This window comes from Bacillus sp. FSL K6-0073 (genome assembly GCF_038006085.1).
In the GTDB taxonomy this organism is placed as follows: Bacteria; Bacillota; Bacilli; order Bacillales; family Bacillaceae_G; genus Bacillus_A; species Bacillus_A cereus.
This window is the reverse complement of the sequence record NZ_JBBOUN010000001.1, coordinates 2,278,948-2,303,076: the sequence shown is the minus strand read 5'-3', so window position 1 is coordinate 2,303,076 and position 24,129 is coordinate 2,278,948. Positions and strand designations below refer to the sequence as shown.

Sequence of the window (24,129 nt, the reverse complement as noted above, 5' to 3'; positions counted from 1 at the left end):
ACGAAAGTCCTATATATGTACCTTTATACGTGTGAAAAGAATATACTAATTTATTAACACAACTTAGGAGTGAATATTTTATGTGGGTATTATTAAGAGTAACTGCCGTAGTTCCTTCGACTCCTGGGATACATGTTCCTGCAGTTCATACAGCTAGCTCCGATGTAGGAATTGAACTTCCCGCAACTTGGCAGCAATATCAAATTCCCGGTCAAGTTACCCCTTCATTTTGGCATCATGGTGCCCATCCAAGTAGCACTACCTTTTATCATCCTAGCTACGCTCCACTACCTCAAGCTCAAGTCTTTTATCATTTCCCATCAATTTATTTTCAAAATTTTTATGGTACGTTTAACATTTAAAACACATCATTTCATAGCTACTACATTTAAATGAAAAAAGCACTTAAGATTGTAATTTTCACAAATCTTAAGTGCTTTTTAATATTTTTTATAAATTTTTCTTATTGCCCATTATTAGCAGGGGCCTCTCCTGCATTACCGCCAGTCTCTGGTTGTGTGGTCGCTGGTGGAGTTGTATTTCCTTGACCTCCTCCATTATTTGCTGGAGGTGTCGTATTTCCTTGACCTCCTCCGTTATTTGCTGGAGGTGTCGTATTTCCTTGACCTCCTCCATTATTTGCTGGAGGTGTCGTATTTCCTTGACCTCCTCCATTATTTGCTGGAGGTGTCGTATTTCCTTGGCCTCCTCCATTATTTACTGGAGGTGTCGTTCCTTGGCCATTTCCATTATTTTGTTCTTCTTGTTTCTTTTGCTCTTCTTGTTTCTTTTGTTCTTCTTGCTTCTTAAGTTCCTCTTGTTTCTTTTGTTCTTCTTGTTTTTTCAGTTCTTCTTGTTTCTTTAATTCTTCTTGCTTTTTCTCTTCTTCAGTTTTTTGCTGTTGATCTTGTTTTGGTTGCTCCGTTGTATCCGGTACGCTAGTATTTGGCGATGAATCACGTTTTTCACCTTTTATACGTAGCTCACTACCTTCTTGAATAACGCTACTTGGCATTTTAAAGCGTGATTTATCTGTAGCCATTTCGCTCATCATTTCTTTAAAGATCAACTGTGCAATTTTCGTATTTTTACTACTAATATACTCGTCTTTACCATCTTTCATATACCCAGTCCATACTGCCATCGTATATTGCGGTGTATATCCAGCGAACCAACTATCACGAGTTGCACTTTCTGGAATTTTATATTGAGCTAATTGCTTTGATGAATAGTTTGTCGTACCCGTTTTACCAGCTACATCTAAAGAGCCTACATTTGCCGATGTACCAGTACCTGATGTAACTACAGAACGAAGCATATCAGTAATCATGTATGCGGTAGAATCTGTCATAACTTGTTTTGGTTTTTGTCCAAAACTTTGTGACTTACCGTCTGGATAAACGACTTTCTTAACAAAATGCGGTTTCGTATATTTACCTTCATTACCAAATGCCGCATAAGCACCCGCTATTTCAGTTGGCGATACTTCATTTGTACCAATCGCTGTCGATTCTGTCGGTGCTGTATTAAATGTAATACCTAGTTTCTCAGAGAATTCTTTCGATTTACTAATCCCTACTTCTTTTGCAGTTTTAATTGCAGGAATATTACGCGACATTTTTAATGCTTCACGCATTGTAATTGGACCCATATGACTTCTATCTGCATTTCGTACTTCTTGTCCCGTTGAATACTTAAATGGAGAGTCATCAATTTGATGGTACGTAGCCCATTTTAAATATTCAATTGCAGGAGCGTAGTCGAAAATCGGCTTCATCGTTGAACCAGCTGCACGATCTAATTCAATTGCCATATTATGCCCTTTAAATACAGCTTTATTTTCTCCACGGCCACTACCTATAGCACGAACTTCTCCTGTTTTCGTATCCATAAATGTGAATGCACCTTGGAATTTATCGTTCGGATAATCAATGATATTATTATTTAAAATATTATCAGCAAGTTTCTGTGCTTTCGGATCTAACGTTGTATAAATTTCTAAACCGTCAGAACCGATATTAGCATCTGGTAATTCTTTTTCTACTTCTTTCACAACTGCATCCATAAATGCAGGGTATGGCATTGTTTGTAGTTGAGCTGCAGGCTTGAGTCCCTTTTCTACGTCAACTTTTATCGCTTCTTCCATTTCCTGTTTTGTTATATATCCATGTCGATTCATTAAGTTTAGAACAACATTTCTTCTTTCTGTTGCTTTTTGAACATTTTCTTTTTTCGTTGGATCATAGTTATTCGGTGCTTTCGGTAAACCTGCAAGCATCGCAACTTCTGGTAATGTTAAGTCCTTCAATTCTTTACCATAGTAGTTTTGTGCTGCTGTTGCGATACCATATGAACGATTACCTAAGTTAATTTTATTTAAGTACATCTCTAATATTTCATGTTTTGAATACTGTTGTTCTAGCTTATAAGCTAAATATATTTCTTGCGCCTTACGCTTTGGTGTTTTATCCATAGATAAGAAGTAGTTTTTAATAACTTGCTGCGTTATCGTACTTCCACCTTGAGAGCCATAATCTCCTTTAAGACTCACTAAAACAGCACGGGCAGTACCTTTAAAGTCTACTCCGCTATGCTCATAAAAACGTGAATCTTCTGTCGCTAAAAATGCATTTTCTACTAATTTAGGTATTTGATCATACGTAACATTCGTCCTTTTTTCTTTTCCATATTCATATACCAAATCCCCGTTTTTATCATAAATTTTTGAGGATAACGGATTAACAAGTTTTGCTTTTTCCAGTTTTGGTGCGTCCTTAATCATTACGAAAAAGGTAGCAACCCCCGCCACTAAACCTACAATACCAAGTAATAAACAAGTAATTAAAAACTTGCGGAAAAATGATGTTTTACCTTTTGGTTTTTGTGTTTTAGAAGCTGGTTGTTTTTTCTTTTTAACTTGTCGTCGCTCCTCGCGAGAACGATAATTTTCTGACATGTTACTTTCTCCTGCCTTTCAATTCTCCCGTTGATTTAATTAAAAATATTGAGGTCACTTTCGTAAATACGTTTAGGCAAGAAAGTGTATTGACCTGGAGCATTCAATATTTTCCCAATTCACAGATTACAAATTTTAGAATGGCTCTTATACATACTATTTTCACTTCTAATTTTCTAATAATGCTGCCCCTTTTAGCATAATAATGAAAGAAGTGAATTTTTATTACCTCGTATAAATAATATACCTTTTTTTCAAATGGTCAATATTTTCTTATTAATAAATCAAAGGTGAAATAAAAATAGCATATCGATATGAACTTCGTGTGAACTTACTTATAATTACGTATAACCAATATTTAATATATTTAATATTGGTATAATACCTCTTTAATTATAAAGATTTCAACACCACAATACCGTTTCCTACAAAGAATTATTAAAAATGAAAAATAAGGAGTTGCATAATAATGAAGCTATCTCCGGTTACCTCAAAAAATATAGTTGCTGTTGGTTATAATCCTTTTTCTATGATTTTGCGAATCCAATTAAAGCATGGTATGTATGATTTCTTTAATGTACCTGAAAGCATTTATACTGGCCTATTACATGCACAATCTAAAAGTTATTATCATAATACTTACATTAAAAATTCTTTCCGCCACACAAAAATTTAAACTTAACACCCACTAAAAAAGAAAGGAGGTTAATCCTCCTTTCTTTTAAAAACATTTGGCAGATGAATTATCTTCGATTTCTCTTATTAATTTCATCATATGCTTGAATTTGTTTTTTCAAACGCCGATCAGCTTTTTTATCATGCACTACAAGAATTGCGTGTATAACTCCTGGAACCCAAAATATTAATGTTAATATGAAATTTATGATTGCCTGAATTGGTTTTCCACAAAATAATACAGCAACAGGTGGAAGAAAAATTGCTAATAAATACATCATCCCTTGAAAACTCCTTATTTTATATTTTATATATCACTTTTCAAAATATACGCAAAAAAACCTACTACCATTTTAATCTTAACCTGCCTCTAAAATCAATGTATCCCCTTCTATTTATATAAGTATTTCAGACTTTTCATTGTTTTCTAGCCTATTTTCTTCCTCTATTGCAGTTATTCCAATTGCGGAAATTAACGTTCCTATCGCTTGTATCCAAATACCAATGAGTGCAATGATTCTCTCATCCTTCTTATCAAAAATACTATCTTTATTTTCTTTCTCATCTTTCAATACATTTAAAACACCTTGATACGCTTGTAATCCAGCTCCTAAACTTTGCATGGAGTTACCCAGTATAATAATTTTCTGTAATACATTTATATCCACCAAAGCTGCTTCTACTCCTAAAAAAGCACCAATCGATTGTAAACTGTTCCCTGTAATGATAAGATAATCATTCTCTTTCAATTGTTCATTTATATTAAAATATATTCCTATTACATTTGATATATTTCCTAATGCTAATAACTCAATTCCTATTTGATCAAGTAATTTACTTTGATTCTCTCTTTTTTCTTCCCCATCATCATAATTGCTCGCAATGATTTGTAATATATACCCGAGGGCTTGTAATGAGCTTCCTACAATAACAAGTTCCGATTCAACTTTCTCTTCTCCAATAAATCCTCTTGTCGTTCCAATAGCAGCTGTAAGATTCCCCCCTACTTGAAACCATGCCCCTGTCACTTTTAAACTGCTTGGATTCATTTTTATCACCTATTCAAATATTTTCTAAAGCTTTCAAAACAAACAAATCTCACCCTTAATCTTTTATTTTATTTTTCAGATGTAATTTTGTGAATGATATAATGTGCTACTAATATAAAAAGCACCTTAAAGGTGCTTTTTATACGCATGCTGGGCATGTCAATGAATCTCCATTTTTATCTATTGTTATATTCAATATATATTCAATCGCTTTATGTGACCAAGTTTCAGGTGTAGGCGATTCATTTATATATTGTGGCGCACATGACTTCAGCATTGGAGTACTAATACTCCCTCCAGGATCTAAAGCAACTACAGCCATGCCATGGGGTAATTCCAGGGCCATAGATTTAGTGATACCTTCAATTGCAAATTTCGAGGCACAATATGGCGCAAGCTCAGCTTCACCTTCTCTCCCCCAACTAGAACTCATATTAATGATAATTCCTTCTTTCCTAGATACCATTGCGGGAACAAACGCTCTTATTACATTTACTACACCATTCACGTTTACATTCATTACACTTTCGAATTCTTGAGCCGTAATTTTCCAAAGTTGTGCATTTTGATTTACAATCGATGCATTATTTATTATCAGATTGGGAGCCATATGTCTATTAAGTATATAATTTGCCCAATTGTTAACTTGCTGAGAATCTGAAACATCAATTACTTGGAAATCATGTATTTTACTGTACTGTTTTTTTAGTTCTTCAATTTTATCTTTTGAACGTCCACAACCATATATGTTCCACCCTAATTCATGAAATCGATCAACCATCGCACGTCCTAACCCTTGTGTCACACCTGTAATAATTACAGATTTACTAATTTCTTTTCGCTTCATTTCTCTCATCCTCCTTCCCTATATCTTACTCTCTTCATTTTTATTCAGCGATTTACTATAGTATCAACTAACTCATACTTTAGTAATGGTTTTGATATTGCATACATAAGCAAAAAAAGTAACCATCATGGTTACTTTTTGCTATATATCTAAAAATTCATTGTTTATTTCATTATTGTTTTTACATTTCAGCTTCTCTTTTCCACATTTCTCACACTGGTAAATATAAACTACACCTAATATACCTTTTTTAAAATCCTCATTATCCTGCATCTTAATAAAAATATATTTATGTTTACAATGCGATTCACCCAAATAATTTTTAAACCACTTTTTCAACACAACACATTCCACCTTTATGATAGAACCTTTATTTAGCTGCTTTATTATATACTTTTATTTAAATGTTCAATCTCATCTTGCAATTTTTTAAATTGCTCAAAATGCATGGTAATAGATTGGCTACTACCATAATCAACATTTTGTTTCACTAATATAACACCCGTATCATGAAAAAGCGCTTCAAGTTCTTTCCTAATAGACACTTTCGCAATATGGGCTGTTTTAATTGCAGATAAAATTGCAATTTCATTAAACTTTAATTTTATTTCATTTGGACAAAATGCGTCTTCAACTAATATAACTTCATTACTATAAATTAGTGCAACAAGATTACTTGATTTGGCATCTGTTAAATCAACTTTTTTCATAATATCTTTCATTACATTTTGCCTCCTTTATTTTCATATATATCAATTATACAAATTTTTTTAAAAAATTACTCAACTTTATTATATTAATTTTAACACACTTTTATTGAAATCCATGCTCCAAACGTTTTACTATTCCACAATTTTTATTGTATGAACCATCTGGACTATAACTCCATATAGTAATGTTAACAACTTATTATAAAGCAGGTGAAAATTATGCCATCAGTTGTAGGAAATTTAGTTGTACAAAATAGCAATGGATCATTTAACTTAGGTGATTTCTACAACGTATCTCCGAAAGAAAATACGAAAGCTTATAATGGTTCCGGCGCATCAAACGTTGGTTTTGTTGTTAATACTTTTAGCGGTGTTAGCGCGACCAATACATTTGATTCTGACCTTGCAGATCAAAACCAAGTGGGTACAGCCTAATCTTATGTTCAACTTTCTGTATAGAAAATTTTAATTTGTCTATACTATAATCAGGCTGTTTGACAGCTCTTGTTGATTTTGGAGTACCCTATCTTTTTCTCCCTTTCCCTGGGGCTCAGCAGCTAGCACGAAGCTAGCTGCTTTTTCTTGTATTATTTGTCTCATAAACCAGAAATAAAAGAAGCTGCCATTTAATATTCAGCTTCTTTTACGTTATTTCAATAATATCCATAGCGTTAAATACGTAAGTTTTATAAAAGGCGTCTGTACAAATTACAATTTGTTTTACCGGATTGATATGTACAACAGTCATGTAGCTTGTTAGTATGTAACCATCTTCAAAATATGTTACCAATATTTCTTTCTCAGACAATAATGACGTTAATAATTTATCAGAAATTCTCTCTTTTGCTTCATTTGTTAAAAGCGGTTTTTGTACTTTTAATTTCTCTCCAATAATCTTTCTCATATTTAAAAGTTGTTCGGACATTACTGTAAACAGAACCCACTCTCTTTCTTCTTTTTGTATCTTTACATCGTTCATTTTTTATCTCCTTGATCATTTATACATTTATTTAGCCATACTATCCCTTAGTTATTTTTAATACTTACTAAACTCGGATTTACTTCTAAACTATAATTAGGTTACCTCTCAAAAGAACATTCGTTCTTATTATACACGAACTTACGTTCTTTTGAGAAGAGCCATACTTATTATTTCTTAACAAAAAACATAATTTTATTTATCTCCATACTTTTTTCCTTTATCAAATAAACTTCTCATTTCTTATATAACATGCATATAACAACTAAAAGGCGACTTCACCCAAAGTGAAATCGCCCTTTTCTAAAAAATATTTCAAAGCTTATTTTTCTATCCTAACTAATGTTCTTTCTGGAATACATAATTCATCTATATTAAAATGATTTATTTTTAAGTTCAATTCCCCTACTCGTTCCTTATCTTCATCACCAACCCAACAACTAAATAATTCGAAATAGTCTCCATCTTCCAAATAACCTTCCATAATCTTGCATAAAGTTAAAAGTTTTTCTTTCGCTTCTTTTTTTCCTTTACATTTTGCCACTCGACAAGTTCAATTCCCCAACTAGTTGAAACCTCATATGTGTAATTTGTTTAGAATTGATAATCTTGTACAATTTCAAGCATACTTTCATCTGAAAAACACGGTCCAAAAACAATTAGATTATTAGAATCCGGATCCGTTAACGGAATTTCTACATTACAGCCTATGTAACTTGCTAAACTCATTTTATACTCCTCCAGTATTCGTAAAAAAAATACTTCATAGTATATTTATTTACTCAAATATAAAATCCCTGCCTAAACGAAAAGGTTTTAAATTTTTATCGTTTATTAACCATCTATAACTGAAAACATATACTATGATGAACGAACTCACAAAGCATAAGAAAAGAGAGCATTTACAACACTCTCTTTTCTTACATACTCTATGGAACTTTACAAAACTGAATCAATGATTTTTATTATTATATTTTATTACATATACTTAGGTTGTACTATTATATGTAACTCTCTCTCTGTATCCGCTTTTTTCGGATGACGAAAATAATTAAGTTCGTACTTTAACACTTTATACTCAACCATCCCGATTTTAATCCCTTTCGTTTCTTTTAATATAGCTAATAAATCACTTACATTTTCATCATATGACTCAAAAATTTTCGCGCCGCCCTCTCCTTGAAAGATTACTTTCATATATTCTCCACCACCTTAATTTATTGATGTGGTAAATGACGCGTTTAAAACGATTCATTCTTTATCCTAAAATTTTCATATGAAAAAGAACATCCTTTCCAATCGAATGCTCAGCTTTTTACTAATTATCCATGTTAAATATTTATTCAAAAACATTATATGTATTATTTTTTAAATTATGTTCGATATCCATTATTAAAGAGTAAATATATGTAATAAACTTGCATAATGAAAACCGTAGAATATTCACTTTCGTTGAAATAATTATAATCCATAATTTTCCATTGTAATTCTTAATATTTAAATGTAATATTGTATTGTCTTACTATCTATTTATAACTCACACACTAATTAGAAAAGGGAACTCTATATGAGTTCCCTTTTCTAATTATGATTACAGTCATTATTTCTTTTCTAGAAATTTAAATGTATCTTTAAATTCTTTATTATTCACTTTAATATCAGCATCTTTCAATAAATCATTGACTACTTGTTGTTTCCATTTACCTGTCGTATCTTGTAGTCTTTGTTGTTCTATATCTTTACGTATTTTATCCTTTACTTCATCAAATGGCTTCAATTCTTTTTTATCCGTCACTTTAATAATATGGTAACCGTAAGTTGTTTTAACCGGCTCACTTACTTGGCCTGCATCTAATTTATACGCAGCTTCCTCAAATTCTTTCACTGTTTGCCCAGGGGCAAAACCAGATATTTCCCCGCCCTGTTCCTTTGAACCAGTATCTTCTGAATACTGTTTTGCTAAGGCAGCAAAATCTTCACCATTATTTACTTTCTCCTTTATTTCTTTAGCCGTTTTTTCATCTTTCACTAAAATGTGACTTACTTTCATTTCTGGTTTATAGTTATCTTTCACATCTTTATCTGTAACTGTTGCTTTAATCGCTTTCTCAAATGCAATTTCTGGCTTCATTTTTTCTTTTAATTCATCTTCATTTTTCAACCCAAGTTGTTCTAAAGTCGCTTTAAAGTTTTCACCCATTTTATCTTTTGCTTCTTCTACTTTCTTTTTTGCTTCCTCATCTGAAACTTTATATTTATCTAGCAATGCCTTACTTAACATCATTTGATATAAAGTACTTTCTCCATATTGTTGTCGTAATTCTTTACTTAATTCTTTCTCTGTAACATTTCCTACTTTTGATGTTACTACGTTGTCTGAGGAACCACATGCAGATAATGCTAGCATCATGCATGAAATAATTGTTCCAATAAATATTTTCTTCTTTTTCAATTCAAATACCTCACTTTTATCATTATGCAAATTAACTATACACAGTCATTGTGAAAACAGTGTGTTTTCTACATGTAATTCATTTCATATGAGTTGACTATGTATCATGTATTTTCATTTTTAAATATAAAGAGTCTTCTTACTATGCATAGTAAGAAGACTCTTTATATAATTCTCAAAAAAATATAGCTTCTATAGTTGCTTAATAATTACATGTTTTTCAGGTATCCAACTATTCTGCCCGATATCTACCGCATTTCCCACTCTACCCCACACTCGAAAAGATGTCGATCCATCTATGTTTCCTTTATAATTCATACATTCAGGCTCTTCATAATAATTTACTCCGTAACCGACAGGATATTTTGAAGTTGCATAAAACCATTTCACATTAAAATGTTTTAAATATACCCACTGCTTATCGTTCCCTAAACAAATCATATCTTGCTCACCGCCTCCCCAATAACCTGCTAAGATTAAATATGGAATTTTCTGAGTGAGTGTACCTGTAAATTGGGGATTCATGGGGTTTTCATATAAATTTATTCCATATCCATCAGGATATTTCGAAACTGCAATACCAATGCCATTCGTTTGCTGTGTATACACTATGTTAGATTGATTTGCTTTGTTCGAATTTATAAACCAAGAAAGTGACTTATTTCCTACTAATCGATTCAGATCACATTTCCCAATCCCAGGAACATTCCCTGAATCCGTATATTGCCACATATCGCATGGATATGCTGGCTTATTCCCTCCATAACGAGGGATCCATACGAAATCAGCTTCAATATTACGTGCTCCAAATGATAGATACGTGTGATGCCCTACATATAATCCTACTTTTTCCGCACCTAAACGGCGTAATTCATCAATAAATGCCTGTGTCCCGCCTTGCATATCTACCATCGTTTGAACTTCTACGTCCGCTACCCAAAACTTAGCAGATTGATCACCACGATTCCAAAAATCTTGTGCCTCTTTCTTTGCATCAGCAATAGATATAAAACGGCAAAAAGCATAATTACCGAATGGGATACTATGCTTTTTCATTTCACTAACATAATTTTGATACATAAAATCCACCGTATTAGAGCCATCTTGAACTCTAGCAATCACTAAATCTAGCTGTGATGCTGCAATATCCCAATTGATAGTTCCATTCCATTTTGAAATGTCTACAATATACCCCATACATTCCAGCTCCTTTTTAATGTCTTATTCATAGCTAGTTTTATTGTAAGCCTCAGCTCTCTAAAACTAGCTATCTATAATATAAGTAAAAAGAATCTTTACCGTTTTTCAAAATATATTCTCTTTCAGAAATATTTCTATTAGTTTTAACATGTTTGCCACATAAAATATTCGAAATACACCCTACTATTCATTTATTATGTAATCTCGTCCTACCAATCATTTTTACATATATTAGAAAAAACCCCCTATATTATTAAGTTATAACTTTCAGTATCAATTTCCTTTCAACTAAAAAATTTCATCCCTCATTTTCTATATATTCTTAAGTCAAAATTACTACCTTTACATGAAATTTGAGATTTAGAAAAATTTTAATTAATTGAAGTTTACTCCTTTTAAATCACAATTTTCCAACCTGAACACTATTGGTGCATAAAAAAGACATTTTCTATTAATGAAAATGTCTTTTTACAGTTTAATAAAACAACTTTGGTGCTAAATGTGTATTTTGCAATTCTTGATTTTCACTACTCATAACACAACTTGTGGAAAATAGAATTGGTATACCACAAATCTCATCATTCATTACATCACGAAATACATTGGCAGCAACACCTGTAAACGTTTGACATAAGTTAGAAATGTCGTCATTGAAAAACTGAATGACTTTCGCAGCGAAAACCGGAAAGACAACATTCGGTCCGCCAGGGAACTGAGGCTGTACCACAACTTGTTCAAAATAAGGATTATTTTCTAGTGCTACTTGAAACAAATGAGCTATTTCAAATGCATCTAGTGGACAAGGAAATGGATTTACAATTTCATTCTCATTATTCGTTACAATAACTGTCACACTTACATTCCCAAATTGTACAAAAGATTTTAAAAGCGTTGCTAATGCTCTCGCTTTTTCGTTGCTTAACGCATGCACTAAAATAATATAATTACCACCAACAGGAATAAGTGGCCCAACTGTTACAGTTGGATCAGCACCTATTGAATTTTTTAATTCATTAAAATATGTGATCCACGGTGGCGAAAGCTGAGCTTGTACATTTTCTTCCACTACTATATACTACCTCCTTATACCATTCTTACTAACATAATATGTAACAAACTAAAAAATGCATTAGTTATATTATTCATTTTCGTATTTATTGATTATATTAATTAAACATTTTATTTCGCATTCTCAATTTCCCCTTTACATCTTTAATCACTTTTACTACTATAAAATTCTTTATTATAAGCAAATCAACTGAAATTTCATATTATACTAATACGACTCTATATCCTTTAAATTATAACACTCAATATTAGGAGCTGATTTCATGGAAAAAAAACCTATCGTGTTTAAAATCCCACCAAATTCAAAACTAAAAGTTACATTTTTCGGTCCTTGTAACGAAGTAATTACAAATGTGTCTATAATTAATCAACTATGCACCCCTAAATGTCAAACTATCACGCAATATCCAGACTTTAAGAAATATGTAACTGAAGTACGATCGTTATCCCGTTGTTAGTCCGCATAATGCACGATTTTCACAACTTTGTTACCTAAAGATAACTGAGAAAGAAAATAACTGCATTCCTAAATTAAAATTACTCATTTTATGATATTCCATTGATAATTCATTGATTTTTTACACGTTTTTATTAATAGAACATATATTATCGTATGGAGATTATCCACTCATAAAACCTATCTTTCTTTGGAGCATACTTTTTATGTATGCTCTTTTTTTATGTAACCGTCCCCCTTCTAAATTGACCAACAATATATTAAAATTCTTTATATACTCAAGGAGGTCAAATATGTTCAAGTTGCATCCAATACTACTCATCTTAGGATTGATTTTGTTTTTATATAGTGTAATCGCCTTTATGTTATTCTTTTCAGTGTATTAGGATTCCCTACACAAATCTATGTTCAATATATAATTTCTATATAGTAAAGAAAAAACGTAACGATACGATCTTTTATGTATTCCGTCTTTCTTGTTCTATAAGAAAACTAGCAAACTTACTAACAATGAGTTTTCACAAGCATGTTACTTATTATTCTGTTTATTATCTGAAGAAGGTTGAAACCTCTACAAATTAAACTACACTTCACCTGTTTACTTATATATTCTAGAAAAACAATAATAATCCCCCACCATTTGGTAAGGGGATTAACTAAACCTACTAAAAAACATTTAATGATCAGTTTTATTTAGTTGGAGAAGGAAATCTTGCCGCTTCAAAATGTGCCCCATCTTCTAAAGGACTTAAAACCCCATCTATACTACTTTGTGCATAAATCTCAACTTCATCCCCTGCATTCAATTGAACAATCGTCGAAACACTTACGACATTTCCAAAACTTATTGGACCAAAAAAGTCATTATCTATAGCTATCGCTGCGTTTCCATTCACACGAATTTCTACACGCGCTCTATAATTTAAAGTTGGATCATTTGGAAAGAAACCAATCGTTCCAATAATAGAATATACTCCTTTAGTCTTCGGCGTAAAAATAGATGTTGCTGGATTATACTCATTCGCTAAATCAAATTGTTCATTTTGAAATAACACTTTCACAAAAGTATTAGCAGGAACATTTTGATTCACAGTATTTCTAGCTCTAAATGCCGATGCTCTAACAAGATTGTCCTTATTATCATGACACTTACTAATGTTCTTACAACAATCATGATGCTTCTTTTTATACTCCTTACAATACTTACAGTAGTAATAACAAGACATACTAATTCCCCTTTCAAACTTATTACTACATATTATGTAAGATTGATTTATAAGGTTTGGACTAGCTATTTTTCTTATTCATAAGGGCGCTATTAATCTGCACCCTTATTTATATAAACCACTTCATTCCTTACTAGTTATAAGTTGTATATAGTTCCATATGGAATAGTAAGAAAAGAACTTCCGTACGGTGTAACATGATGTACTGGATAAAAATACTCTACGGATGAGTAATATGGTTGTACTCCTTGCTGCTGCATTTGTTGTTGCATTTGCAATGCTTGTTGAATAGCTTGAACTGTACTTTGTGCTCCACTATACGTTATAGACGTACCATACGCTGGTCGCATGCCAGCTTCAGAATTAATATATGAATAAAACATAATTTTCAACTCACTTCCGTATAATTTGTTACACATTATATTATGATTCTTTATTTCATTGGTACTATAATGCTAGTTCGCTCGCTTATATTCAAATGATAAAATAAAAAAGTAGCTGCTAGACTACTTTTAATTCTTCTTATTACCAAATGAAATGATATACATATTCTCCGTTTACACGCTCATCAATTCCAGCAACCCTAACGAATCTAAGTAAATCCGCCCCTTGAAGAAAATATACCGACATCGTAACCGGTACTTGTGACCACATGAATTGATAAAGCTCATTCACTCTCTGATTCGTCGTAACGATTAAATCATTTACAGGTCCATGATTCCATGCAGAGGTTTGAACTGAAGTGAAAGAAAGGTCTTTCCCATTAACCACTATTCTTGCCACGCTTTGAGTTATGTCCACAATACTCCCCTCCAACATTACAAAAATTGGACCTTTTTTAGTTCATATTATTATAAATATTCTTGACTGTAATAAATGTTTAAGGCAAATCCCTAATAAAGTGAAACTTTAATCAGTGGGGGTCTTACTGCCCGTTAATGCGGGATACAATTTTTTTATTCATATCCCTCAATTCCCATTACAACCATATAATTTCTAACCTGATTCAATTTTTGTAAAAGTTGAACCTGCAAATGTAAATTCCATAAAAGTATTAGAAAAATTAAACTTTACTTTTGAAGGTACTCTGAGAAAGAGCGAAAAATTAGCTGAAAAGCTTATCGATTTAAATATTTATTCGAAATTAATAAGCGATTAATTTTAGTCACTCTGCCCATACTTAATCAAAGTTTGGGCTTCTTTAATTTCTGTATAAAATTCAAAAGTTTGACACAATCCTGGAAAAAGCTTATAAAGAAAAGTGAGGTTCCGTTATTTTCACACTTAGTAGCGCAGTCATGTTACATACAATTTTATAAGTGTGAACGAACTACAAAACTAAAAAACAAATAATAAGTTTGCAACATGTTTGCAAATACGAATTTTGCATATAAATTCGTGTGATATTGAAAGGAGTTTTACTTATGAAAGAAATTAAAACAGAACAAGAATTCAAAGACATCATCGCAAGCGAGGAGCCAGTAGTTGTTAAGTTCTTTACTACATGGTGCCCAGATTGCGTACGTATGGACAACTTTATCGGAGATGTAATGGAAGAGTTCAATAAATTTGAATGGTATTCTATTAATAAAGATGAGTTTCCAAGTATCGCTGAAGAGTATCAAGTAATGGGTATTCCAAGTTTACTTGTATACCAAAACGGTGAGAAGCTAGGCCACTTACATAGTGCTAATGCAAAAACTGAAGAGCAAGTTACTGAGTTTTTAGAAGCATACTAAGATGAAAGCCCTCTGGAAAATATTTTTCAGAGGGCTTTCATCTGCTTTCATAATTATCTTTTGACGTTTTTCCTCGTTTAATGAATTACACCTTGTCATGATAAGAATAATATGTAGTAAGAAAAGTATTCGTTTCTTGATCCATCTCCCCTCCTCTCTCTTTAGTAAATAAACTCCAATTCGGTTTACACCCTGACTTTGTACTTTTCAACATATTTTTCCTTCACGAAACTTTGTTATCCCCTTCTTAAAAAGCTATAAAACGTCAACAATGTTTGTATAGACCCACACGACTTTCGTTTGATACTCTATTTATAGAAAGAAATTCCTTTAAAGAAAGGTGAGTGATTAAAATGGATACTCTTTCTCATAAAGAAGCTGATAAAGGCGCTATTGTCAGCATTATGGCCTACATATTTTTATCCTCTATGAAAATCATCATCAGTTATATTACCCTCTCTAGCGCATTACGTGCTGACGGTTTAAATAACTTAACGGATATCGGTGCTTCTTTAGCGATATTAATTGGTCTAAAAATATCTCGTAAACCTCGTGACCCAGATCATCCGTATGGGCATTCGCGGGCTGAACAAATCGCATCACTTGTTGCGTCCTTCATTATGGCAACAGTCGGATTAGAAGTTGTTATTAGTGCCATTCAATCTTTCTTAAATCCGAAACAAGCAGCGCCTAATGTACTCGCTGCATGGGTTGCTTTATTTTCTGCTGTCGTTATGTATTGCGTGTATTTGTATACGAAAAAAATTGCAGCACGAACAAAAAGTAAATCATTAGAAGCCGCTGCAAAGGATAATTTATCAGATGCACTCGTAAGTATTGGTACTGTAGTAGGTATTGTCGGTTCTCAGTTCCAAATGCCTATTTTAGACCCTATTGCCGCTTTAATTGTCGGTCTTATTATTTGTAAAACTGCATGGGAGATTTTCGTAGAATCTTCTCATATGCTTACAGATGGAATTGATCCTGATAAAATGGAAGAATACGCTGATGCTATTGAGCATATTGGCGGTGTGGAAAACATTGTAGATATTCGAGCACGTATGTACGGGAATCAAACGTACGTTGATATTACAATTGAAGTAGATGCTCGCATGGATGTTGGAGAAAGTCACTGTATTACCGACAACATCGAAGCTATGCTTCGCAAAAAGTTTGGAATTTACCATGCACACATTCATGTTGAGCCAATGAAAAAAGAACCTATTATGACATAGGTTCTTTTTTTATGAACGTTTTATGGAATATAACACATAAAACGAGCCAGCTACCACCAGCTGCCCATCCTGCTAATATGTCAGATGGATAGTGCACGCCAAGATATATTCGGCTAACTGAAATAGATAATACAACAAAGCTTGCTATAAGAATAATTAACAATTTTTTATGCAACGAAATACGCTCTTCAGTAATTGTGACGTATGCAATAAATCCTAAAAAAGCAGTAGCATTCATCGTATGACCGCTCGGAAAACTATATCCAGTTGCAGTAACAAGCTGGGTGACATCAGGTCTTGCTCGTTCGTACCATAGTTTAAGCATACTGTTTAAATAACGTGATCCGTAGTAATTAATTGTTAGAAGCAACGCACTAAGCAACTTTTTTCTAACGAGAAAATACATTACAAGAATAATGAGTAATGGAAAATATATTCTTTTGGAACCGATAAAAGACACCCAAGTAAAATAGGTCGTCAAATAATCGTTTCGAAAGCTTTGAATAAAATGTGCGACTATATTGTCAAAGTTCTCAATACAAGCGGTATGATACGAAAGTGATAATACGACAAAACAAATGAGTAACGTAAAACTTAGCAAGTATAAATGTCGATATCGTTTCACATACATAACCTCACTATGCAAAAAAATGGAGCGGTTGTTTTAGTTTTCCTCTCCATTTCTTTTTTATGCATAGTTTATTAAAAAATATAATTATTAATTTTTTGCTTCATCTCAGGGATATCTTCTCTTGTTACAGTGAAACGAATAACCTTCTCATCAAGATCAAGTGCCTCAGCGAATAAACCAGCTAATCCACGTGATTTTCTATCTACTTCCATAATTATTTCTAATCGGTCGTATGCACGTGGCAAAATTAATAATTCTAATTCATCTAATCTGCCGTAGTACTCTCCAGAAACCGGAATAAACTCAAATTCTTGTGCGAATGGAACTTGTTTACGTAATCGGTGCGGTAATTCTTCACATTCTATATGACGTGCTTTAAACCCTAATTCATTTACACTATCTAAAACACTACTTAATAATGCATTAGGTAACACTTGAACGTAGTCGCGGTCACTTGGGTCTATACTACGTTTAATATCAAGACCTGTATGAATCCAAACCGTTTTCATACCAAGTGTAAGTGGTGCTTCAATTGGCATTGGAAAAGAAAATGGAATGTCAACTGTTTCATTCGGTTCTACAGAAAAAGGTTCGGTTAAGCGTACTCGCTCTAAATCATATGTTGCTGTTACTTTTTTATCATCCACTTCTCGTACATACGACGTCGATAATGTTAAGTAAATGCTTTCAATTTGTTGGCTAACTGAACCTCCAGTTATATGAACCTTTCCAACTATTTCTTCCCCAACAATATACTCATCTTTTTCAAGAACAGTATCTACCTTTGCACTTCCAATACCAACGCTTGCTAAAAACTTTTGAAACATGGAGTCTCCATCCTTTCTAAAGCAGAAGCTACATCTTGTTTTAAATCTTGTACATTCTCATAGTACGGCGTTTTTATTTGTAACATTCGCATAAGCATTTCGCGATTATAATGTTCCAAAGTTAATTCTTCGTACCATGGTTTTTCCTGTTTTTCATTAGATTCATATCCTGCATATAATAAAAATAATGAGAAATGACCGAGCGCATAAAAGTCGCTACGAAATTGAACTTCTCGCATCAAAGCTTGTTCACCTTCGTAAATTGTAGCTCGCTCATCATCCTCACCTTTCCATTTAGCCAATCCAAAATCAATAATACTAATTTGATTTTCTTTCATTAATATGTTTGGAATGCGTAAATCTCGGTGAATAATGCCTTCACTATGAAACACCGATACAATTTCTAATATTTCATATAAAATCTCAAAAACTTCACGTTCTGTATATACATACCCATCTATGAAAATATAATCTTCAAAATTTTTACCAGGCATGTACTCCATCACAAAGAAGCTCTTTTTCTCCCATATGAAATGATCATATAGACTAGGAATTGCATGATGATTTAATGTTTGTAAAATCATTTTCTCTTGTTCAAATGATTTTCTACCAGACTCATATCTTTGTTTACTTTGTCTTAATTGTTTTAAGACTTTATATCTATTTATTTGCAAATCATTAACGACATATGTAACCCCATAACTGCCCATTCCAATTACTGATTCAATTTTATAACGCTCTGCAACAATTGTATTTTTTCGCAGTGGTCTATCAAATAATGCTAGTACACGACGCCATTTCATCAGCTACTTGAAAAGAAGCTACGGCTTTTACGTTTTCTTTTATAATGTTGATGTCCATAACCAGATGAACGTCGTTTATAATCGCTACTTGAATACGAGCGCCCTCTACGACGATAATCACTACTTGAATACGAACGATATTTTTTCTTTCCTAATAAAGAATCAATAATTTTTTTGAACATTCCTTCACCTCTTGAGTAAAATTTCCTTTTCATTATACCAATAATTATTGACTATATTTGTGACAGGTTTGTAAAGAGTAAAAAACGACGAGTTATGCCCGTCGTTACTTTCATTCATCCTCTTCATCAAAAACTTCATCAATCATGCATTTCTCTAATAAATACTCAAATGTAATATCTGCGAGATCTTCAATTTCTTCTCGTTTTGGGACGTACCCTCTTTCAATTAGTTGCTCATAAAAAAACTCCGCAATCTCTTCCGTATCAATCACGACTTCAATTTCCTTCATGAGCATCACTCCTTTATTTCTGTTTTATGAAAAAATCTCAAAATTATGTATATGAGATTAGAAAAATAGATTTTATTTTTTTATAAGTCATAAGCTTTGGACGAGATGCATACGATTGTAGTACAAGCTATTCAAAGGGGGAAATAATAATGGAAAATCAATATGAAGTAGGACAAACAAAAGAAGAGTTCATGCATGAAGATCAATGGGCAGACTCTCTTATAAAGTGGCTTTTTATTTTTTTAATAGTTGTAGGCATACCTTATACTGCATATGTTGTTGTTCAATTTATTCTCTCTTTCTAGTTAACTATTTTTTCTCTGTCAATTTAACTAAATAATTATGAACAACATCCATTACAATTTTATATTCTTCATCTTTAAATGTATCGAACAATAATTGATAATCGTTATAAATGTCAAGTAATCCATCAATGATTTCTTGACGATTCGTCTTAACACTCACTTTTTTCGAGTTGTTAATTGACTTTAACTTTCCTAAATCCAATTTATTCATACCTGCTTTATCTTGTTTCATTTTCTTCAAAATTGTATTTGCCGTTTGAGCATTGGCGAGTAACGTTAAATCTGATTCATCCGCTTCTAACCATTCACCATCCGTAATCCGTGACAATTCATAAATTGTATCTTCCCATGCGTCATTCTTATATCTCCATACTTCTGTACGAAAACCAACAATACGGAAAACATCTTTATCATATCCAGTTACTTGCACAAGATCACCAAACGTGAAATTATAATTTAATTCAATCCACTCCGTATCGCCCTTTTTCATATCTTGCTCTGTAACGTGCTGCAATGTTTGCTCTACGTAAAAGCCATCGTGATTATTGACTTCGTATACATAAACTCCATCTAAAACCTTCATATTTGTGATTTTCCCAACGGTTCCATATAGCGTAATCACGACTATGTCCCCTACGTTGTATTTAGGTTGTTTTTTTCTTGCCATCTCTATCTCTCCTTTTTTTGACGTCGTGATTTTGATATCAGTATATGCAACCTACATAAAAACGCTTATCACAGAAGCTTATATTCATAAATTTTTTCAATAAAAAATATAATCTTATAAAATTTACATTACACTCAAACAAAAGCTAGTAACTAGACTAGCTTCAAATCAACAAATTTCATAATAAAAAAACATACAGAATACTTCACTTTAAATAAAGTAATGTATTCTGTATGTTTTCAAATAGTTTTTATCTATCTTGTATGTATAAATCCCAGGCTTCATCAAATATAGACATACTTTCTAGCATTCCGCTCAACTCTAAGTATAAACTAATTTCATCATAGTCTTCAGATTGCTTCGGAAAACTTAAATCATCATACATCGCCTCTGCTAAATCTGAAATTTCATTTCTAAATAAAGCTGCACGATGCTTCATCATATAATGGTAAAATGTCTTTTTCAAAAATATTCCCTACCTTTCTAACTTGGGTACATTATACAAGGCAAAAAAGAAAAAAACCAGCATAAAAGCTGGTTAAAAGTCGAAATAATTTCTTTTTAATAGACGCGGTCTTCCCATTAATTCTTCATATGTTAGTTGTTTTGGTAAATCTTTCGTGTAAATTAAGAATAATTGATCTTCAATTTCTTTTACTGTATGGTCTGATTGATAGTCCATCCCGCACGAGGAACAAGAAATACATGGTGTCTCTTGGATTTCAATGGCTTTCGTACCATCTGGTAATTCCCAATATACAGTATTCAAGCTTTCTTTCGCTTCTGTACTGTCACACCACATACAATTCATACTGCATCACCCTCAGTTTTTTTGTCGTTTTCTTCTAATTTAGCCATTTGTGCTTGATATTTTTTATCTTTTAATTGATCGCGCTTATCACGTTTATCTTTTAAAGATGCATGAGTATCATTATCTTCGTAGTCTTTACGACGGTTCATACGCTGTAAGTCGTCTGGAACGAGGTTAAATTTCTTATCGCTCATAAGACCTGCGATACCAACATCTGAACGTTTTTCTTCATAGTTCGGATAAATCTCTTTAAAGTATCCTTCCGCTCTTCCTGGAATATAGCTCTCTGGCTCTGGATACGTCGTAATAACACCTTCAAAGTTACGAAGTACAACTTTATCTGCACTTTGTGAGATTAAATAGTTTGGCTGAAGTGCAATTTTACCGCCTCCACCTGGCGCATCAACAACGAATGTCGGAACAGCATAACCAGATGTGTGTCCACGTAAACCTTCAATAATTTCAAGACCTTTAGATACTGGTGCACGGAAGTGACCGATACCTTCAGATAAGTCACATTGATAAATGTAGTATGGACGTACACGGATTTTTACTAAGTCATGCATAAGTTTTTTCATAATTGGAACGCTGTCGTTAATACCAGCTAAAATTACTGCTTGGTTTCCGACTGGAACACCAGCATTCGCTAACATTTCACATGCCTTTTTCGATTCTTCAGTAATTTCAATAGATGTATTGAAATGTGTATTTAACCATACTGGATGGTATTTTTTAATAATGTTACATAAGTTTTCTGTAATACGTTGCGGGAATACTACTGGTGCTCTCGTTCCGATACGAATAATCTCAACATGCGGAATCTCTCGTAAATTTTTTAATACATATTCTAAAATTTTATCGTTAATTAGAAGTCCGTCACCACCGGAGATTAATACATCTCGTACTTGTGGCGTTTCACGAATATAAGCAATTGCATCATCTAATTGTTTCTTCGGTACACCCATTCCAATTTGTCCACTAAAACGACGACGTGTACAGTAACGACAATACATAGAACATTGATTTGTTACTAAGAATAGTACACGGTCCGGATAACGATGTGTTAGCCCTGGAACTGGTGAATCTTCGTCTTCGTGAAGTGGGTCTTCTAAATCATATTTTGTTTTATATAACTCTTCCGAAATCGGTACTGATTGCATCCGAATCGGACAGCGTGGATCATCAGGATTCATTAGCCAAGCATAGTACGGTGTAATGTTTAACGGGATCGTTTTCGTTGAAATTTTAACGCCCTCTTCTTCTTCAGGTGTTAAGTTAATCACTTTTCTTAAGTCATCTAACGTTTTGATCGTATTCGTTAATTGCCAAACCCAATCATTCCATTGCTCTTCAGTAACATCTTTCCATAATTCGATATCCTTCCAGTGACGATTTGGTTTGTATACATCATGTAACATTGCTATTCCCCCTTTTTATACGCTCATCCTTTATATAAGCAATAGTTATGCCAACTTTGCATTGTTGATAAGTAAATGTGCGGAGAACCCTATTACATAAGCAAAAAAATATTTTTAAGCGTTGTATGAAATCAATACTTAACATCATATTCATTACTTTTTATATATGTAAACGCTCTTTTATTGGTGCAAACACACAAAAACCGCCGATTATTCGGCGGTTTTGTCGTACTTGCTCAGTTTATATTGAAGCGTTTGACGAGGGATACCCAACATTTTTGCGGCTTGTAGTATATTCCCTTCCGTTTCAATCAACGCTTGATCTATTAATTCTTTTTCTGTTTGATGAAGTGCTTCTCTAAGTGGCATTATACCCTTCTTCTTCGAAAACTTTTCTTTCCGAAATGTACGTGGTAAACAATTGGCTGTTAATGTATTCCCTTCTGCAATAATAACAGCATGTTCAATCGTATGTTTTAACTCCCGGACATTTCCAGGCCACTGATAAGCTTGCAGTCTATCTTTCGCTTCCTCATCAATTTGAAGTACACCTTTTTTATAACTTTTATTATATTCTTTCAAAAAATAAGATGCTAATAATAGTACATCCTCAGTTCTTTCACGAAGCGGTGGGATATATAATGAAAATACGTTTAAGCGATAATATAAATCAGTGCGAATTTTATTCTCTCGTAAACATATTTCTGGAGGCTGGTTCATTGCGGTAATAACACGAACATCTACTTTTCTCGTCTTATTATCACCAATTCTTCTAATGACTCCATCTTCTAACACTCGTAACATTTTTGCCTGCAAATCAAGAGGCATTGAATTCAGTTCATCTAAAAATAATGTACCACCATCAACAAGTTCAAATAGCCCAGCTCTTTCAATCGCTCCCGTATAGCTTCCTTTTGTCGTTCCAAACAATAAACTTTCTAATAGCGACTCTGGTAAAGCTGCACAGTTTTGTGCAATAAATGGCTTGTTTTTTCTTTTAGAAGCTTCATGAATTGCTTGTACAAACAGTTCTTTTCCTGTTCCTGTTTCACCATATATTAAAACATTCGCGTCTGTTGGTGCTACTTTTTGTGCTAACTCTTTCGTCTGTTTAAACCGCGTATCATTTGTCACTATCGTCTCAAATGCAGCGTGCTTTTTAATCACTTTTTTTCTAGATGATCGCTTTATTTTCGACTGTAAGTCAACAATTGTGTCAGTAAGTTTTTGAATTGTAGAGTAATCCTTTGCAATTTCAACAGCCCCAGCAATATTCCCATCTATAAAAATAGGTAACGTCGTATTTACTGTACAAACATCTTCACCATTTAAATTTTGATAATGTTGTACCTGATGTACGATAGGTTTTTTTGTATCTAGTACTTTCATCAATGTACTCGTTTCCCTTGATAAAGACGGGAACGCTTCTAACAGATGTTTCCCTAACACTTTTTCAATCTTCGATCCATCGTGTTTTGCAGCTACAGAATTATAAAATATTGTAATTCCATTTTCATCTACAGCGTGTATAGCCTCATCAATACTGCCCAAAATCGCTTCAATGACTTCTTGTGTCGAAACTGCTAGCAATGTCATCCCCCC

31 protein-coding genes and 2 pseudogenes are annotated in these 24,129 nt (G+C 32.9%); 8 read left to right on the top strand and 25 right to left on the bottom strand.

Annotated elements, in window-relative coordinates; all coding sequences use genetic code 11:
- Window positions 1-80 precede the first annotated feature (80 nt).
- Complete coding sequence (locus tag MHB52_RS12115) at window positions 81-362, top strand: hypothetical protein (RefSeq protein ID WP_000270087.1); 282 nt, start codon at window positions 81-83, stop codon at window positions 360-362.
- A gap of 101 nt (window positions 363-463) precedes the next feature.
- On the opposite strand, the gene MHB52_RS12110 is transcribed toward MHB52_RS12115, so the two are convergent.
- Entirely contained in the window at window positions 464-2,956 is a 2,493-nt protein-coding gene (locus tag MHB52_RS12110) for a PBP1A family penicillin-binding protein (protein WP_001293945.1), read from the bottom strand.
- 469 nt (window positions 2,957-3,425) lie between these two features.
- Between MHB52_RS12110 and MHB52_RS12105 the strand changes: the two genes are divergently transcribed.
- The gene (locus MHB52_RS12105) at window positions 3,426-3,632 is read left to right on the top strand and encodes a KTSC domain-containing protein (protein WP_000777843.1); all 207 of its coding nucleotides are present in this window, start codon (window positions 3,426-3,428) and stop codon (window positions 3,630-3,632) included.
- Between the two features lie 67 nt (window positions 3,633-3,699).
- Here MHB52_RS12105 and MHB52_RS12100 read toward each other — a convergent pair whose 3' ends face one another.
- The 5 genes from MHB52_RS12100 to MHB52_RS12080 form a co-directional block, all read right to left on the bottom strand.
- Window positions 3,700-3,912: a YqaE/Pmp3 family membrane protein gene (locus tag MHB52_RS12100; RefSeq protein WP_000990219.1), complete on the bottom strand. Its 213-nt coding sequence runs from the start codon at window positions 3,910-3,912 to the stop codon at window positions 3,700-3,702.
- A gap of 114 nt (window positions 3,913-4,026) precedes the next feature.
- On the bottom strand, window positions 4,027-4,680 hold the full coding sequence (locus MHB52_RS12095) for a DUF6944 family repetitive protein (protein ID WP_001070041.1): 654 nt from the start codon (window positions 4,678-4,680) through the stop codon (window positions 4,027-4,029).
- Between the two features lie 139 nt (window positions 4,681-4,819).
- Window positions 4,820-5,527 carry an SDR family oxidoreductase gene (locus tag MHB52_RS12090; protein ID WP_061663153.1) on the bottom strand — a complete coding sequence of 236 codons (708 nt, stop codon included), beginning with the start codon at window positions 5,525-5,527 and terminating at the stop codon, window positions 4,820-4,822.
- Between the two features lie 141 nt (window positions 5,528-5,668).
- Window positions 5,669-5,869: a hypothetical protein gene (locus tag MHB52_RS12085; protein ID WP_000915140.1), complete on the bottom strand. Its 201-nt coding sequence runs from the start codon at window positions 5,867-5,869 to the stop codon at window positions 5,669-5,671.
- Between the two features lie 44 nt (window positions 5,870-5,913).
- On the bottom strand, window positions 5,914-6,249 hold the full coding sequence (locus tag MHB52_RS12080) for a hypothetical protein (RefSeq protein ID WP_000651906.1): 336 nt from the start codon (window positions 6,247-6,249) through the stop codon (window positions 5,914-5,916).
- A gap of 207 nt (window positions 6,250-6,456) precedes the next feature.
- Between MHB52_RS12080 and gerPF the strand changes: the two genes are divergently transcribed.
- Entirely contained in the window at window positions 6,457-6,672 is a 216-nt protein-coding gene (gene gerPF / locus MHB52_RS12075) for a spore germination protein GerPF (RefSeq protein WP_001141569.1), read from the top strand.
- Window positions 6,673-6,880: 208 nt separating this feature from the next.
- Here gerPF and MHB52_RS12070 read toward each other — a convergent pair whose 3' ends face one another.
- The 6 genes and pseudogenes from MHB52_RS12070 to MHB52_RS12045 form a co-directional block, all read right to left on the bottom strand.
- Window positions 6,881-7,216: a YolD-like family protein gene (locus MHB52_RS12070; protein ID WP_016117757.1), complete on the bottom strand. Its 336-nt coding sequence runs from the start codon at window positions 7,214-7,216 to the stop codon at window positions 6,881-6,883.
- 322 nt (window positions 7,217-7,538) lie between these two features.
- A pseudogene (locus tag MHB52_RS12065) lies at window positions 7,539-7,945 on the bottom strand (hypothetical protein).
- Window positions 7,946-8,194: 249 nt separating this feature from the next.
- On the bottom strand, window positions 8,195-8,413 hold the full coding sequence (locus tag MHB52_RS12060) for a hypothetical protein (protein ID WP_000864279.1): 219 nt from the start codon (window positions 8,411-8,413) through the stop codon (window positions 8,195-8,197).
- Between the two features lie 403 nt (window positions 8,414-8,816).
- On the bottom strand, window positions 8,817-9,668 hold the full coding sequence (locus MHB52_RS12055) for a peptidylprolyl isomerase PrsA (protein ID WP_061663299.1): 852 nt from the start codon (window positions 9,666-9,668) through the stop codon (window positions 8,817-8,819).
- 192 nt (window positions 9,669-9,860) lie between these two features.
- Window positions 9,861-10,865 (bottom strand): glycoside hydrolase family 25 protein, encoded by a 1,005-nt coding sequence (locus MHB52_RS12050; RefSeq protein WP_016117754.1) that lies wholly within the window; start codon window positions 10,863-10,865, stop codon window positions 9,861-9,863.
- 478 nt (window positions 10,866-11,343) lie between these two features.
- Entirely contained in the window at window positions 11,344-11,934 is a 591-nt protein-coding gene (locus MHB52_RS12045; protein WP_016117753.1) for a hypothetical protein, read from the bottom strand.
- Window positions 11,935-12,199: 265 nt separating this feature from the next.
- On the opposite strand from MHB52_RS12045, the gene MHB52_RS12040 reads away from it, so the two are divergent.
- Window positions 12,200-12,394, top strand: coding sequence for a hypothetical protein (locus MHB52_RS12040; RefSeq protein WP_000412557.1), 195 nt, complete (start codon window positions 12,200-12,202; stop codon window positions 12,392-12,394).
- A gap of 688 nt (window positions 12,395-13,082) precedes the next feature.
- Here the strand turns inward: MHB52_RS12040 and MHB52_RS12035 are convergent.
- From MHB52_RS12035 to MHB52_RS12025, 3 genes are all read right to left on the bottom strand, one after another.
- On the bottom strand, window positions 13,083-13,619 hold the full coding sequence (locus MHB52_RS12035) for a C1q-like domain-containing protein (RefSeq protein ID WP_001278086.1): 537 nt from the start codon (window positions 13,617-13,619) through the stop codon (window positions 13,083-13,085).
- Window positions 13,620-13,756: 137 nt separating this feature from the next.
- Window positions 13,757-14,002 (bottom strand): DUF3947 family protein, encoded by a 246-nt coding sequence (locus MHB52_RS12030; RefSeq protein WP_000500112.1) that lies wholly within the window; start codon window positions 14,000-14,002, stop codon window positions 13,757-13,759.
- Between the two features lie 142 nt (window positions 14,003-14,144).
- Window positions 14,145-14,420 carry a hypothetical protein gene (locus MHB52_RS12025; RefSeq protein WP_000355691.1) on the bottom strand — a complete coding sequence of 92 codons (276 nt, stop codon included), beginning with the start codon at window positions 14,418-14,420 and terminating at the stop codon, window positions 14,145-14,147.
- A gap of 208 nt (window positions 14,421-14,628) precedes the next feature.
- Here MHB52_RS12025 and MHB52_RS12020 point away from each other — a divergent pair.
- The 3 genes and pseudogenes from MHB52_RS12020 to MHB52_RS12010 all read left to right on the top strand — a co-directional run.
- A pseudogene (locus tag MHB52_RS12020) lies at window positions 14,629-14,778 on the top strand (GNAT family N-acetyltransferase); the annotation flags it as partial.
- A gap of 265 nt (window positions 14,779-15,043) precedes the next feature.
- Window positions 15,044-15,358 carry a thioredoxin family protein gene (locus MHB52_RS12015; RefSeq protein WP_000658787.1) on the top strand — a complete coding sequence of 105 codons (315 nt, stop codon included), beginning with the start codon at window positions 15,044-15,046 and terminating at the stop codon, window positions 15,356-15,358.
- A gap of 353 nt (window positions 15,359-15,711) precedes the next feature.
- Window positions 15,712-16,593, top strand: a complete 882-nt coding sequence (locus tag MHB52_RS12010; RefSeq protein ID WP_000380385.1) for a cation diffusion facilitator family transporter — start codon at window positions 15,712-15,714, stop codon at window positions 16,591-16,593.
- Here MHB52_RS12010 and MHB52_RS12005 read toward each other — a convergent pair.
- The 5 genes from MHB52_RS12005 to MHB52_RS11985 form a co-directional block, all read right to left on the bottom strand.
- Window positions 16,583-17,218 (bottom strand): phosphatase PAP2 family protein, encoded by a 636-nt coding sequence (locus MHB52_RS12005; RefSeq protein ID WP_000833370.1) that lies wholly within the window; start codon window positions 17,216-17,218, stop codon window positions 16,583-16,585. The genes MHB52_RS12010 and MHB52_RS12005 overlap by 11 nt on opposite strands.
- A gap of 77 nt (window positions 17,219-17,295) precedes the next feature.
- Window positions 17,296-18,051, bottom strand: coding sequence for a sporulation protein (locus tag MHB52_RS12000; protein ID WP_000486631.1), 756 nt, complete (start codon window positions 18,049-18,051; stop codon window positions 17,296-17,298).
- Window positions 18,033-18,854: a serine/threonine protein kinase gene (locus MHB52_RS11995; protein ID WP_016117752.1), complete on the bottom strand. Its 822-nt coding sequence runs from the start codon at window positions 18,852-18,854 to the stop codon at window positions 18,033-18,035. The genes MHB52_RS12000 and MHB52_RS11995 overlap by 19 nt, the downstream gene beginning before the upstream one ends.
- Window positions 18,854-19,036: a hypothetical protein gene (locus MHB52_RS11990; protein WP_000473371.1), complete on the bottom strand. Its 183-nt coding sequence runs from the start codon at window positions 19,034-19,036 to the stop codon at window positions 18,854-18,856. The genes MHB52_RS11995 and MHB52_RS11990 overlap by 1 nt, the downstream gene beginning before the upstream one ends.
- A gap of 110 nt (window positions 19,037-19,146) precedes the next feature.
- Window positions 19,147-19,326: a YozD family protein gene (locus MHB52_RS11985; RefSeq protein ID WP_000658451.1), complete on the bottom strand. Its 180-nt coding sequence runs from the start codon at window positions 19,324-19,326 to the stop codon at window positions 19,147-19,149.
- 149 nt (window positions 19,327-19,475) lie between these two features.
- Here MHB52_RS11985 and MHB52_RS11980 point away from each other — a divergent pair, with 149 nt between their 5' ends.
- The gene (locus MHB52_RS11980; RefSeq protein ID WP_000431486.1) at window positions 19,476-19,631 is read left to right on the top strand and encodes a DUF3930 family protein; all 156 of its coding nucleotides are present in this window, start codon (window positions 19,476-19,478) and stop codon (window positions 19,629-19,631) included.
- 4 nt (window positions 19,632-19,635) lie between these two features.
- Here MHB52_RS11980 and MHB52_RS11975 read toward each other — a convergent pair whose 3' ends face one another.
- The 5 genes from MHB52_RS11975 to rocR all read right to left on the bottom strand — a co-directional run bounded on the left by MHB52_RS11975 (window position 19,636) and on the right by rocR (window position 24,123).
- Window positions 19,636-20,298, bottom strand: coding sequence for a hypothetical protein (locus MHB52_RS11975; RefSeq protein ID WP_016117751.1), 663 nt, complete (start codon window positions 20,296-20,298; stop codon window positions 19,636-19,638).
- Between the two features lie 250 nt (window positions 20,299-20,548).
- Window positions 20,549-20,764, bottom strand: a complete 216-nt coding sequence (locus tag MHB52_RS11970) for a YozE family protein (RefSeq protein WP_016117750.1) — start codon at window positions 20,762-20,764, stop codon at window positions 20,549-20,551.
- A gap of 72 nt (window positions 20,765-20,836) precedes the next feature.
- Window positions 20,837-21,109, bottom strand: a complete 273-nt coding sequence (locus tag MHB52_RS11965; RefSeq protein WP_000995763.1) for a YokU family protein — start codon at window positions 21,107-21,109, stop codon at window positions 20,837-20,839.
- Complete coding sequence (gene ablA / locus MHB52_RS11960) at window positions 21,106-22,527, bottom strand: lysine 2,3-aminomutase (protein WP_000902142.1); 1,422 nt, start codon at window positions 22,525-22,527, stop codon at window positions 21,106-21,108. Before ablA ends, MHB52_RS11965 begins: the two co-directional genes overlap by 4 nt.
- A 210-nt stretch (window positions 22,528-22,737) precedes the next feature.
- Window positions 22,738-24,123, bottom strand: coding sequence for an arginine utilization transcriptional regulator RocR (gene rocR / locus MHB52_RS11955; protein WP_011110073.1), 1,386 nt, complete (start codon window positions 24,121-24,123; stop codon window positions 22,738-22,740).
- Between the last annotated feature and the right edge of the window lie 6 nt (window positions 24,124-24,129).